This window comes from Streptomyces violaceusniger Tu 4113, from assembly GCF_000147815.2.
In the GTDB taxonomy this organism is placed as follows: Bacteria; Actinomycetota; Actinomycetes; order Streptomycetales; family Streptomycetaceae; genus Streptomyces; species Streptomyces violaceusniger_A.
The window spans coordinates 26786-39617 of the sequence record NC_015957.1 but is presented as its reverse complement, the minus strand read 5'-3'; the positions used below and the strand labels follow the sequence as shown (position 1 = coordinate 39617).

10 protein-coding genes and 1 tRNA gene are annotated in these 12832 nt (G+C 69.5%); 7 read left to right on the top strand and 4 right to left on the bottom strand.

What is annotated here, in order from left to right:
- Window positions 1-30: 30 nt before the first annotated feature.
- From STRVI_RS00175 to STRVI_RS00165, 3 genes are all read right to left on the bottom strand, one after another.
- Window positions 31-1011, bottom strand: coding sequence for a hypothetical protein (locus STRVI_RS00175; protein ID WP_014053595.1), 981 nt, complete (start codon window positions 1009-1011; stop codon window positions 31-33).
- 97 nt (window positions 1012-1108) lie between these two features.
- Window positions 1109-2653 carry a DUF2252 domain-containing protein gene (locus STRVI_RS00170; RefSeq protein WP_014053594.1) on the bottom strand — a complete coding sequence of 515 codons (1545 nt, stop codon included), beginning with the start codon at window positions 2651-2653 and terminating at the stop codon, window positions 1109-1111.
- A 225-nt stretch (window positions 2654-2878) separates the two neighbouring features.
- Window positions 2879-3256: a winged helix-turn-helix transcriptional regulator gene (locus STRVI_RS00165; RefSeq protein WP_014053593.1), complete on the bottom strand. Its 378-nt coding sequence runs from the start codon at window positions 3254-3256 to the stop codon at window positions 2879-2881.
- Between the two features lie 115 nt (window positions 3257-3371).
- Between STRVI_RS00165 and STRVI_RS00160 the strand changes: the two genes are divergently transcribed.
- Window positions 3372-4025: an FMN-dependent NADH-azoreductase gene (locus STRVI_RS00160; RefSeq protein ID WP_014053592.1), complete on the top strand. Its 654-nt coding sequence runs from the start codon at window positions 3372-3374 to the stop codon at window positions 4023-4025.
- Between the two features lie 247 nt (window positions 4026-4272).
- Here the strand turns inward: STRVI_RS00160 and STRVI_RS00155 are convergent.
- Window positions 4273-4359, bottom strand: a tRNA-Leu gene (locus STRVI_RS00155).
- Window positions 4360-4685: 326 nt separating this feature from the next.
- Between STRVI_RS00155 and STRVI_RS00150 the strand changes: the two genes are divergently transcribed.
- From STRVI_RS00150 to pknB, 6 genes are all read left to right on the top strand, one after another.
- Entirely contained in the window at window positions 4686-5525 is an 840-nt protein-coding gene (locus tag STRVI_RS00150; RefSeq protein WP_014053591.1) for an FhaA domain-containing protein, read from the top strand.
- Between the two features lie 10 nt (window positions 5526-5535).
- Window positions 5536-6054, top strand: coding sequence for an FHA domain-containing protein FhaB/FipA (locus STRVI_RS00145; RefSeq protein ID WP_014053590.1), 519 nt, complete (start codon window positions 5536-5538; stop codon window positions 6052-6054).
- Between the two features lie 75 nt (window positions 6055-6129).
- Window positions 6130-7716: a PP2C family protein-serine/threonine phosphatase gene (locus STRVI_RS00140; protein WP_043237521.1), complete on the top strand. Its 1587-nt coding sequence runs from the start codon at window positions 6130-6132 to the stop codon at window positions 7714-7716.
- A 22-nt stretch (window positions 7717-7738) separates the two neighbouring features.
- A complete protein-coding gene (locus STRVI_RS00135; RefSeq protein ID WP_014053588.1) occupies window positions 7739-9151 on the top strand; it encodes an FtsW/RodA/SpoVE family cell cycle protein in 1413 nt (470 codons plus the stop codon).
- Window positions 9148-10620, top strand: coding sequence for a peptidoglycan D,D-transpeptidase FtsI family protein (locus STRVI_RS00130; RefSeq protein ID WP_014053587.1), 1473 nt, complete (start codon window positions 9148-9150; stop codon window positions 10618-10620). Before STRVI_RS00135 ends, STRVI_RS00130 begins: the two co-directional genes overlap by 4 nt.
- 167 nt (window positions 10621-10787) lie before the next feature.
- Window positions 10788-12800: a Stk1 family PASTA domain-containing Ser/Thr kinase gene (pknB, locus tag STRVI_RS00125; RefSeq protein WP_014053586.1), complete on the top strand. Its 2013-nt coding sequence runs from the start codon at window positions 10788-10790 to the stop codon at window positions 12798-12800.
- The last annotated feature ends 32 nt before the right edge of the window (window positions 12801-12832 follow it).

Below are 12832 nucleotides of genomic sequence, written 5' to 3'. Positions count from 1 at the left end.
CACATGACATCTGTAGCTGCGGCAAACCTACTACCGCACCAGCTCCGCGAGCCGGGTCTCCTTCTCCGCGGCCTGGGCCAGCAGTTGCTCGGCGATCTCGTCCAGCAGCCGGTCGGGGTCCTCCGGCGCCATCTTGATCATCGCGCCGATCGCGCTCGACTCCAGCTCCGCGGCGACCGCGGCCAGCATTTCCTTGCGCTCGGCCAGCCACTCCAGCCGGGCATACAGCTCCTCGCTCCGGCTCGCCCGCCGCTCCGGCGGCGGCGGACCGGCCTCCCACTCCGCGGCCAGCGCCCGCAGCGCCTCCTCGTCCCCGGCCGCGTACGCCGCGTTGACCCGCACGATGAAGGCACCGCGCCGCTCCCGCTCGGCCTCCTCCTCGGCCAGATCCGGATGAGCCTTACGGGCCAGCTCCCGGTAGATCCGCCGGGCCTCCTCGCTCGGCCGCACCCGCGGCGGCGGCTGTACGGGCCGCTCGGTGAGCATCGCGGCCGCCTCCGGTGAGAGCCCCTCGGAGTCGATCCAGCCGTGGAACAGCTCCTCCACGCCCGGCATCGGCTGCACCAGCCCCCGCGCCTCATGGGCCTTGCGGATGTCCTCCGGATCGCCGGTGCGCGCCGCGACCGCCTCGGCGATCAGCGCGTCCAGCTCGTCGAGGCGCGAGTACATCGGGCCGAGCCGCTGGTGGTGCAGCCGGGAGAAGTTCTCCACCTCCACCCGGAAGGTCTCCACCGCGATCTCGAACTCGATCAGCGCCTGCTCGGCCGCGCGCACCGCCCGTTCCAGACGCTCGGCGGCCTGAGCCTCCTCCTGGGCACGGGCATCCTCGGCGTCCGCGGCATCCCCGGACGCGGCGTCCCCGGGCGACCCCGCGTCCCCGGACCCGGCATCTTCGGACCGGGATTCCTCGGACCAGGGCCCCTGGGACCGCGTCTCCCCGGGCCATGTCTCCCCGGATCGCGTCTCCCCGGACAGGTCGTGCGACTCCGCCTGGGGCTCCGCGTCCGACACCGACTGCCGTGCCTGCTGCTGCGCTTCCGGATTCGTCACCCGCTCAGACTACGTCCGGCGGTGATCGGCGACCGAGCTCGCACCCCCGCCCCGCGCCTCACACCCCCATCTCGGCCGCTATCCGGCCATTGCGCACCGCCAGGACCAGCGCGGAGTGATCCGCTTCCGTGCGATCCGCGTACGCCACCGCGAAGGCGGCCACCGCCTCGTCCAACTCCTCCCCCTTGCCGCAGTAACCTGCCAGCAGCCGAGGGTCCGCGCTGTGGGCATGCGCCCGCGCCAGCAGCGCGCCGGTCATCCGCCCGTAGTCGTCCATCTGGTCCGCGGCCAGCGCCGCCGGGTCCACACTTCCCTTGCGGTTGCGGAACTGCCGCACCTGGTAATGCCGCCCCCGCACCGTCGTCCACCCCAGCAGGATGTCGCTGACCACCTGCATCCGCTTCTGGCCGAGCACCACCCGCCGCCCCTCATGTGTGACGTCCGGCACCTCGAAACCGGCCTTCGCCACATGCGGCAGCAGCGCGGAGGGGCGCGCCTCCTTCACCTGGAGCACCATCGGCTCGCCGCGGTGGTCGAGCAGCAGCACCACATAGGAGCGGGTGCCCACACTGCCCGTGCCGACGACCCGGAACGCCACATCGTGCACCTCGTACCGCGAGAGCAGCGGGAGCCGGTCCTCCGACAGCGTGCCCAGATACTCGGCGAGCGACGAGGCCACCGCCGCCGCCTCCTCGTCCGGCACCCTCCGCAGCACCGGCGGCGCGTCCACAAAGCGCCGGGCCTCCGGCCGACCGGAGGAGCCCCTCTCACCCGGCACGGGCTCGGTGGACCGGGCCGCGTACCGCGCGCTGGTGTTCCGCCGGGCCTTCTCGGAGATCCGCTCCAGCGTGCCGACCAGGTCCTTGGCGTCCGTGTGGGAGACCAGCTCCTCGTCCGCGATCGCGTTCCACGCGTCCGCCGCCGGCAGCTTGGCCAGCAGCCGCACCGTGCGCCGATAGGCGCCCACGGCATCCCGCGCCGCCGCCCGGCAGGTGTCCTCGTCGGCTCCCGCCTCCCGGCCGGCCAGCACCAGCGAGACCGCGAGCCGCTTCACATCCCACTCCCACGGGCCGTGGACGGTCTCGTCGAAGTCATTGAGATCGATGATCAGGCCACCGCGCGCATCTCCGTAGATCCCGAAGTTGGCGGCGTGGGCATCGCCACACAGCTGTGCCCCGATACCGGTCACCGGCGTGCTCGTGAGGTCGTGCGCCATCAGCCCGGCGGCCCCGCGCATAAAGGAGAAGGGGCCCGCGGCCATCCGCCCCACCCGGATCGGGGTGAGCTCCGGCAGCCGCCCGGCGTTCGACCGCTCGACCGCCGCCACCGGATCCGGCCGCCCGTCGCCCCTCGGCGGCTCGGCATGCACCGAGCGCGGCACCCGCTTGCGCAGCGCCTTGCCCCGCTGCCGGGGAGACTGCCCGTCACCGCGCCAGACGGCGAAGCCCGCAACCGGCGGCAGCCGCCGGGCCGCCCCGCCCGCGGTGGCCTCGCCGCCCGGTCCCCGCTCGCCGTTCTGTCCGCTCTCTGCGCTCCGGCCGCTCTCTTCGCCCCGGCCGCCCTCGCCGCTTCCGCCGTCCTGACCGCTCCGGTCGTCCGTCATCGCGCCCCCGCCTTCCTCGCACACGACATCGACTGAGCAGACCGTACCCCCTGTCAGCCCACCCCGTCAGAGCCTGTGGAAAACCTCGGCGATCATGGTGAAATCCCTGATCAGACGCGACTCAACTCGGCCCGGCCCGGCCCCGGCCCCGGCACAGTCACGGAACCAGCCCCGACCCCAGGCCCAGGCCCAGTCACGGAACCAGCCCCGGCCCCGACCCCGGGCTCAGCCCCGGAACTGCTCCGGGCAGTCCTCGCCGCCCGAGGGCAGATGGCTCTCCGCCCACCGCGACAGCTCCTTCAGCGCGGGCTCCAGCGCCTTCCCCGCGTCGGTCAGCCGATAGGCCACCCGCAGCGGTGGCCCGGCGTCGACCTCCCGCACCACCAGACCCGCCGCGGAGAGCTCGGTGAGCCGGTCCGACAGCATCCGTTCACTGATCCCCGGGATGGCTCGCCGAAGCTCGGCGAAGTACGCCGCCTGCTCCGTCAGCACGGCCACGATGAGTCCCGTCCAGCGCTTGCCGAACAGCTCGAAGAACCGCGTCATCTCGCCGTCGACCTGCTTGCAGGCCTGCTCGTTGTGCTCCCCACGATCCTTCGCCATGGAATACAGACTACTGCGTTCTCGTTCGGGACTGCAGAAAAGTAAGCTACTGTGTCATCAGTAGGTACGTAGGTATTACGGGCTCCTTACCGAGCCCTCTTCACTGGAGGCATTCATGCCGACTCTTCTGCACATCGACACGTCCGTCTTCCCTGGTGAAGCCTCCGCTTCCCGCTCGGTCACGGCCACCTTCCGCAAGGAATGGGAAGCCCAGCACCCGAACGGCACGGTGATCTATCGCGACCTGGCCGCCGAGCCGCTGCCGCACCTGGACGGCCTCGCCGCCGCAGCCGGTTTCGCCGCTCCCGATCAGCGCTCGCCCGAGCAGCACGCCGCGTTCGCCCTGCGGGAGACCCTTGCCAGCGAGCTCGAGCAGGCGGACACGGTCCTGATCGCCGCCCCGATGTACAACTTCACGATCCCCTCCACCCTCAAGGCGTGGCTGGACCACGTGATCATCATGGGCCGCACCGCGGGCGCCGAGCAGACCACCACCTCGGGCACCCCGACCGTCGTCGTCGCCAGCCGTGGCGGCGGTTACGGCCCCGGCACCCCGCGGGAGAGCTTCGAGTTCGTCACGAACTACCTGGGGAAGGCGCTGGGCGACGGGCTCGGCCTCGATGTCACCTTCGTTGTGCCGGAACTCACGCTGGCCCGCAGCAATCCGGCCATGGCCGAGCTGGTCGATGCCTCGGACGCCTCCAAGACGAAGGCCCACGAGGAGGCCGCGGCCAAGGCCAAGGAGCTCGCCACCCGCTTCGCCGCCTGATCAGCCCGACCGCCTGATCAGCCCGACCGCCTGATCAGCCTGACCATCTGATCAGCCCGACCGCATGACCCGGCCTGACCCGCCCGATCCCGTCCCACCCGGGCATCAGGCCACAGGGGGCCTCCCCTCCCCGGGGAGGCCCCTAGCCATTTCCCTGAGAAGGGAAGGCCCCGGCAAGACCCCTGCCACAACGCGAAGCGGGCCCCCCAAAAGCGACTTTCGTCACTTCTGAGAGGCCCGCTCCGACTGGTGCGCGAGGGGGGAGTTGAACCCCCACGCCCTTTCGGGCACTGGAACCTGAATCCAGCGCGTCTGCCTATTCCGCCACCCGCGCATGGGTGCTGCCGTCCGGCCACTCGTCCCGCTCTCCGGCTGATCGTTTCGACCTGTCCGGTTCGTGTGGAGCGCCTTTCGACATCCAGAACATTAGCACGCCCTCCGGGGTGTAATCACACCCGTTACCGGCGCCCCCGCCCCCACCCGTCCGTGGAGCGTCACGGTTGCGGGACACTGTCGTCAGGGCACCTCTACGATCCCTGTGAGGGGTGACACTGCTCCACAGGGCCGGGAAGGGGAACCACCCGATTTCCCGACGCGTGGATACGATCAGTAAGCAGTACCAGGACGGCATAGAGCACGAGTGACGGAAGGAGGTGCCCCGTGGGAGTACTGAAACGCTTCGAGCAGCGTCTCGAGGGCCTCGTGAACGGCACCTTCGCCAAGGTGTTCAAGTCCGAGGTCCAGCCTGTCGAGATCGCCGGCGCCCTCCAGCGGGAGTGCGACAACAACGCCACGATCTGGAACCGCGACCGGACGGTCGTCCCCAATGACTTCATCGTCGAGCTGAGCACGCCCGACTACGAGCGGCTCAGCCCGTATTCCGGCCAGCTCGGCGACGAGCTGGCCAGCATGGTCCGCGACTACGCCAAGCAGCAGCGTTACACCTTCATGGGCGCCATCAAGGTGCATCTGCAGAAGGCCGACGATCTCGACACCGGCCTGTATCGGGTGCGCAGTCGGACGCTGGCGTCCAGCGAGTCCCAGGACGCACAGCAGGCGCCGGGCCGCCCCGGCGCAGCCCCGCAGCAGCGCCCCGGCGGCTACGGCTACCCCGCCCAGCCCGCCGGTGCCCCGCCGATGCCGTCCACGCCCCCCGGGGCCCGTCCGGCGCCCCGCACCAGCGGAGCCGGGGCCGGCGCCGGAGCCCAGCAGCAGGGCCAGGCCCGCCGCTGGATCGAGATCAACGGCAGCCGCCACCAGATCTCCCGGCCCACACTCGTTCTGGGCCGCTCCACCGACGCTGACGTGCGGATCGACGATCCCGGTGTCTCCCGCAGACACTGCGAGATCCGGGTCGGAACCCCACCGACCGTCCAGGATCTCGGGTCGACCAACGGCATCGTGGTGGACGGACAGCACACCACGCGCGCTACGCTCCGCGACGGCTCGCGGATCGTCGTGGGCAGCACCACCATCGTTTACCGGCAAGCCGAAGGGTGAAGCGGGGGCAATGTCAGAGCTGACCCTCACGGTCATGCGGTTGGGTTTCCTCGCCGTACTGTGGCTGTTCGTCATCGTGGCCGTCCAGGTCATCCGCAGCGACCTGTTCGGGACCCGCGTGACGCAGCGCGGTTCGGCGCGGCGCGGCGCCCCCGACCGGCCGCAACAGCAGCAACAACGGCAGAGCGCGCCGCCGCCGCAGCGCCAGCAGTCCGGTGGCCGCGGCCGCCGCGGTGCCCCCACCAAGCTGGTGGTCTCCGAGGGCACGCTCACCGGCACCACGGTCGCCCTCCAGGGGCAGACCATCACCCTCGGCCGTGCGCACGATTCAACAATCGTGCTGGACGACGACTACGCCTCCAGCCGGCATGCCAGGATCTACCCGGACCGTGACGGCCAGTGGATCGTCGAGGATCTCGGGTCCACCAACGGCACGTATCTCGACCGGACCCGACTCACCACACCGACACCGATCGCGCTGGGTGCGCCGATTCGCATCGGCAAGACCGTCATCGAGCTGCGGAAGTAGTAGGACCATGACGACCGGAGGGTGGGCAGCGTGGTTGGCAAGGGGCTGTACCCGGAGCCGACAGGCGAGGTGCGCATGAGTCTGTCACTGCGTTTCGCGGCCGGATCGCACAAAGGCATGATCCGGGAGGGCAACGAGGACTCCGGCTATGCCGGTCCCCGGCTGCTCGCCATCGCCGACGGCATGGGTGGCCAGGCCGCCGGCGAGGTCGCCAGCTCCGAGGTGATCTCCACCCTCGTCCAGCTCGACGACGACGTCCCGGGCTCGGACATCCTGACGTCCCTCGGCAGCGCCGTGCAGCGGGCCAATGACCAGTTGCGCGTCATGGTCGAGGAGGACCCCCAGCTGGAGGGCATGGGCACCACGCTCACCGCCCTGCTGTGGACCGGCCAGCGGCTCGGCCTGGTGCACGTCGGCGACTCGCGCGCGTATCTGCTGCGCGACGGTGTGCTCACCCAGATCACCCAGGACCACACCTGGGTGCAGCGCCTGGTCGACGAGGGCCGGATCACCGAGGAGGAGGCGGGCACCCACCCGCAGCGCTCCCTGCTGATGCGCGCGCTGGGCAGCGGCGACCATGTCGAGCCCGATCTGTCCATCCGCGAGGTCCGGGCCGGGGACCGCTATCTGATCTGCTCCGACGGCCTGTCCGGCGTCGTGAGCCACCAGACGCTCGAGGAGACCCTCGGCAGCTACCAGGGCCCCCACGAGACCGTGCAGGAGCTGATCCAGCTCGCCCTGCGCGGCGGCGGCCCCGACAACATCACCTGCATCGTCGCCGACGTCCTCGACGTCGACGGCGGCGACACCCTGGCCGCCCAGCTCAACGACACCCCCGTGATCGTGGGCGCGGTCGCCGAGAACCAGGTCCCCCTCGGGGACGGCGGCGCCGCGCACACCCCCGCGGGCCGCGCGGCCGAGCTCGGCCGGTCCGTACCGCAGCAGGGCGACCCGCACGGCGGCTTCGGACCGCCCGGCAGCGGCGACCCGGCCATGGGCGGTCTGCCGCAGGGCAGTTACGACGACTACGCCGACGGCGACTTCACCAAGAAGAGCGGCGCCAAGGCCTGGGCCAAGCGCTCGCTCTTCATCGTGCTGGGCCTGGCCGTGATCGGCGGCGGCCTCTACGGCGGCTATCGCTGGACCCAGACGCAGTACTACGTGGGCTCCAACGGCGACCATGTCGCGATCTACCAGGGCATCAGCCAGGACCTCGCGTGGATCAAGCTCAACAAGGTCCATGAGGACCACCGCGAGATCGAACTCAAGTACCTCCCGGCCGACCAGCGCGGCCGTGTGGAGGACACCATCACGGTCAGCGGGCTCGGCCAGGCCCAGGACAAGACCAAGGACCTCGCCACCCTCGCCGGCGCCTGTAAGAAGGCCGACGCCCAGCAGAAGGCCGAGGACAGCCAGAAGGACCTCACCGGCGGCGACAAGGGCAAGAAGGGCGGCTCCGGGGGCAGTCCCTCCAACAGCGTCGGCCCGTCCCAGAGCGGCGCCCAGTCCGGGGACGACAAGACCGAGAGCCAGCTCGGGGCACGCGCCGCGAAGGCCACGACCAAGCCCACGCCGACGACGTCTCCCACTCCGAAGCCCGGCCCCACCCTCTCGGAGGAGGAGAAGAAGTTGGTCCCGCAGTGCAGCAGCACCCAGCAGTGAAGCCGTAAGGGGCCGTCCACCCATGAGCAGTAGTACGACCAACACGACGACCATCAGTACGGCCGGGCCGCCGAGCAGGCGGAACACCGAGCTGGCCATGCTCGTCTTCGCGGTGATCATTCCGGTCTTCGCCTACGTCAACGCGGGCCTCGCGCTCAGCGACGAGATGCCCACCGGCATGCTCAGCTACGGCATCGGACTCGGTCTGCTGGCCGCCGTCGGCCATCTGGTGGTCCGGAAGTTCGCGCCGTACGCGGATCCGCTGCTGCTGCCGATCGCCACGCTCCTCAACGGGCTGGGCCTGGTGCTCATCTGGCGGCTGGACCAGTCCAAGCGACTGGCCCAGCGGGCGGAGAGCATCGGCCAGGTCTTCGCGCCCTCGGCTCCCAACCAGCTGATCTACTCGGCGCTGGGTGTCGCCCTCTTCGTCGGCGTGCTGATCCTGCTCAAGGATCACCGCCTTCTCCAGCGCTACACCTACATCTCCATGGTGGTGGCGCTGATCCTGCTGATCCTGCCGGTGTTCTTCCCGCCCCGGTTCGGCGCGCGCATCTGGATCACCCTCGGAAGCTTCTCCATCCAGCCCGGCGAGTTCGCCAAGATCATCATCGCGGTGTTCTTCTCCGGCTATCTGATGGTCAAGCGGGACGCGCTCGCGCTCGCCAGCCGCCGCTTCATGGGGCTGTACCTGCCCCGCGGCCGCGACCTCGGCCCCATCCTGGTGGTCTGGGCGATAAGCATCCTCATCCTCGTCTTCGAGACCGACCTGGGCACCTCGCTGCTGTTCTTCGGCCTCTTCGTCGTGATGCTGTACGTCGCCACCGAGCGCACCAGCTGGATCGTCTTCGGTCTGCTGATGTCCGCGGTCGGCGCGGTCGGCGTCGCCACCTTCGAACCGCACGTCCAGCAGCGGGTGGACGCCTGGCTCGACCCCTTCGCGGCGTTCAAGACCGGGGGCAGTGACCAGATCGCCCAGGCGATGATGGCCTTCGGCTCCGGCGGGGTCTTCGGCACCGGCCTCGGCCAGGGCAACTCCGACCTCATCGGCTTCGCCGCCAACTCCGACTTCATCCTGGCCACGATCGGCGAGGAACTCGGGCTCGCGGGCACCATGGCGATCCTGCTGCTCTACGGCCTGATCGTGGAGCGCGGTGTGCGCACCGCGCTGGCCGCCCGTGACCCGTTCGGCAAGCTGCTGGCCATCGGCCTCTCCGCGGCCTTCGCCATCCAGGTCTTCGTCGTGGCGGGCGGTGTGATGGGCCTCATCCCGCTGACCGGTATGACCATGCCGTTCATCGCACAGGGTGGTTCGTCCGTCATCGCCAACTGGGCACTCGTCGCCATTCTGATCAAGATCAGCGACACCGCGCGCCGTCCGGCGCCGGCGCCCGCTCCCACCACAGACGCCGAGATGACCCAGGTGGTCCGACCGTGAACAAGCCGCTGCGCCGTATCGCGATCTTCTGTGGACTTCTCGTCTTCGCCCTGCTGCTGCGGGACAACTGGGTCCAGTACGTCCAGGCCGACGAGCTCAAGAACCACGAGAAGAACCGCAGGGTCCTGATCGCCCGTTACGGCCAGCCGCGCGGCAACATCATCGTCGACGGCCAGCCGATCACCGGATCCGTCGAGACCAACGGCACCGACTTCAAGTACAAGCGCACCTACAAGAACGGTCCCATGTGGGCACCGGTCACGGGGTTCGCCTCGCAGGCCTTCGACGCCAACCAGATCGAGAAGCTCGAAGACCAAATCCTTACGGGCAACGACGACCGCCTCTTCTTCAACCGGACGATCGACATGATCACCGGCAAGAAGCAGAAGGGCGGCGACGTCATCACCACCCTGAACGGCAAGGCCCAGAAGGCCGCGTTCGAGGGCCTCGGTAACAAGAAGGGCGCCGTCGCCGCGCTCGACCCGCGCACCGGCAAGATCCTCGCCCTCGCCTCCACCCCGAGCTACGACCCCTCGAAGATCGCGGGCGCCTCCAAGAAGGACTCCGACGCGTACAACGCGCTCAAGCCGGACGTCGACAAGGACGACCCGATGCTCAACCGGGCGCTGCGGCAGACCTACCCGCCCGGCTCGACCTTCAAGGTCGTCACCGCGGCGGCCGCGCTGGAGAACGGCAAGTACGCGGACATCGACGGGCCGACCGATTCCCCGGACCCCTGGAAGCTCCCGCTGTCCACCCAGCCGCTGCCCAACGAGGGGAACATCCCCTGCAAGGACGCCTCGCTGCGGCAGGCGCTCCGCTACTCCTGCAACACGGTCTTCGGCAAGCTCGGTGACGACCTCGGCAAGGACAAGATGCTCGAGGAGGCCGAGAAGTTCGGCTTCAACAAGGAGGTCCTGACGCCGGTCCGCACCAACGCCAGCGTCTACCCCAAGAAGATGGACCAGCCGGGCAACGCGATGTCGTCCATCGGCCAGTTCGACAACCGGGCCACCCCGCTGCAGATGGCGATGGTCGCCTCCGCGGTCGCCAATGACGGCAAGCTGATGAAGCCGTACATGGTCGACTCGCTGCGCGCGCCCAACCTCAACACCATCGAGCAGACCGACCCGGAGCAGATGAGCCAGCCGCTCAGCTCGGAGAACGCCCAGAAGCTCCAGAGCATGATGGAGACCGTGGTCAAGGAGGGCACCGGCACCAGCGCCCAGATCCCGGGCGTCACGGTCGGCGGCAAGACCGGTACCGCGCAGCACGGCGTCGCCAACAGCAAGAACCCCTACGCGTGGTTCATCTCCTACGCCAAGGGGAACAACGGCTCGCCGGTCGCGGTCGCGGTGGTCATCGAAGGGTCCGACACCCTCCGTGGCGACATCGCCGGTGGCAAGCTGGCCGCGCCGATCGCCAAGAGCGTGATGCGGGCCGTACTGGAAACCGAGAGCGACAAGTGACCCCCGTCACGTCCGGATATCAATCCCGCACGTCGCCGTACCGGTCCGGTATCAGATAGCGACTGAGGCCGGGTCCCGTAAGACGTGCCGGGTACGGTATGCGCGAGCAGCACTTCGCCGGCCCCCACAGGTGCGGCCGGGAACCACGGAAGAGGGCTGGAGTAGCTATGGAAGAGCCGCGTCGCCTCGGCGGCCGGTATGAGCTGGGCTCAGTGCTCGGCCGCGGTGGCATGGCGGAGGTCTACCTCGCGCACGACACCCGCCTCGGCCGTACTGTCGCTGTGAAGACGCTCCGGGCGGACCTCGCCCGTGACCCGTCCTTCCAGGCCCGGTTCCGCCGAGAGGCCCAGTCGGCCGCCTCGCTCAACCATCCCGCGATCGTCGCGGTCTACGACACCGGCGAGGACTACGTCGACGGTGTCTCGATCCCCTACATCGTGATGGAGTACGTCGACGGTTCCACGCTGCGTGAGCTTCTCCACTCGGGCAGAAAGCTGCTCCCCGAGCGCTCGCTGGAGATGACCACCGGAATCCTCCAGGCACTCGAGTACTCGCACCGCAACAACATCGTCCACCGGGACATCAAGCCGGCCAACGTCATGCTCACGCGGGACGGCCAGGTCAAGGTGATGGACTTCGGCATCGCCCGCGCCATGGGCGACGCCGGTATGACCATGACGCAGACGGCCGCCGTCATCGGCACCGCCCAGTACCTCTCCCCCGAGCAGGCCAAGGGCGAGACCGTCGACGCGCGCAGCGACCTGTACTCCACCGGGTGTCTGCTCTACGAGCTGCTGACCGTAAGGCCGCCGTTCGTGGGCGACTCCCCGGTGGCCGTCGCGTATCAGCATGTGCGGGAGGACCCGCAGTCGCCGAGCACCTACGACCCCGAGATCACCCCGGAGATGGACGCCATCGTCCTGCGGGCGCTGGTCAAGGACCCCGACTACCGCTACCAGTCGGCCGACGAGATGCGTGCCGACATCGAAGCGGCCCTGGAGGGACAGCCGGTGGCCGCCACCGCCGCGCTGGGCGCGGTCGGCTACGGCTCCGAGGACCAGCCCACCGCGATGCTGCGGCCGCAGAACGCCGGTGCCGGGGCGCAGACCTCGATGCTTCCGCCGATGCGCGATGACGACGGGGGCTTCGGCTACGACGAGCGGCCGGACCGTGGCCGGGGGCGCGGGGGCTCCGGCAAGAAGAGCAACCTCTCGACGATCCTGCTGATCGTCGCGGGGATACTGGTGCTGGTCGGCGCGATCTTCATCGGGAAGTCGCTGTTCGGCGGCGGTAAGAACGACGGCATGGTCCCGGTCCCCAATCTCGTCGGCAAGACGATCGCCGACGCCAAGAGCCAAGGGGAGAACGGCGACTTCAAGATCAAGAACGTCGGCTCCAAGTTCTGCGAGAACGCGGACAAGGACACCGTCTGCGAGCAGAACCCCGAGAGCGGCGGCGAGATCAAGCGGTACGGCGTGGTCGAGCTGACCATGTCCAAGGGCCCCAAGCCCGCGGCGAGGGTCGAGGTGCCGGACGTCCTGAACGTGCAGTACGCGTCGGCCAAGGATCAGCTCGAGGCCAAGGGCTTCAAGGTCGAGCAGAAGACCCAGCAGTCGGACCAGACCGCCGGCAAGGTGATCGACCAGAACCCGAAGGGCGGCAAGAAGGTCGCGAAGGGCGCCACGATCACCCTGACCGTCGCCGAGGCACAGCAGAAGGTCACCGTCCCGGACGTGACCACGCAGAAGGTCGCGGACGCCACGGCCGCCCTCCAGGGGAAGGGCCTCAAGGTCCAGACGCAGGAGGTCGACAACGGCGACGTCGAGGCCGGTACGGTCACCGACCAGACGCCCAAGGGCGGCCAGGAGGTCCTGCCCGGTTCGACGGTCACGCTGACCGTCGCCAAGGCAGCCGCGGAGAACGTGCCGGTGCCCAACCTGGGCGGCCAGAAGCTCAAGGACGCCAAGAAGGCGCTCCAGGACCTGGGCCTGAACGTGGGCAACATCACCGGTCCGCAGGACGACGAGGCCACCGTGGTGGCCAGCCAGCCCGGTGCGGGCACCCAAGTGCCCAAGGGCCAGTCCGTGAACCTCATCACGGTCGCCGGGCAGGGCAACGGAGGGAACGGCAACGGAGGCGGGGACGGCGGAGGCATCTTCGGCGGCCAGAACGGCTTCTAGACGCTGAGCAGTGACACGGGGAAGCCCCCGGC

Excerpts from the sequence above, each read along its gene's own strand:
- STRVI_RS00170 (WP_014053594.1), bottom strand. The coding sequence starts at position 2,653 with ATGACGGACGACCGGAGCGGTCAGGACGGCGGAAGCGGCGAGGGCGGC.
- STRVI_RS00165 (WP_014053593.1), bottom strand. The coding sequence starts at position 3,256 with ATGGCGAAGGATCGTGGGGAGCACAACGAGCAGGCCTGCAAGCAGGTC.
- STRVI_RS00160 (WP_014053592.1), top strand. The coding sequence starts at position 3,372 with ATGCCGACTCTTCTGCACATCGACACGTCCGTCTTCCCTGGTGAAGCC.
- STRVI_RS00145 (WP_014053590.1), top strand. The coding sequence starts at position 5,536 with ATGTCAGAGCTGACCCTCACGGTCATGCGGTTGGGTTTCCTCGCCGTA.
- STRVI_RS00140 (WP_043237521.1), top strand. The coding sequence starts at position 6,130 with ATGAGTCTGTCACTGCGTTTCGCGGCCGGATCGCACAAAGGCATGATC.
- STRVI_RS00135 (WP_014053588.1), top strand. The coding sequence starts at position 7,739 with ATGAGCAGTAGTACGACCAACACGACGACCATCAGTACGGCCGGGCCG.
- pknB (WP_014053586.1), top strand. The coding sequence starts at position 10,788 with ATGGAAGAGCCGCGTCGCCTCGGCGGCCGGTATGAGCTGGGCTCAGTG.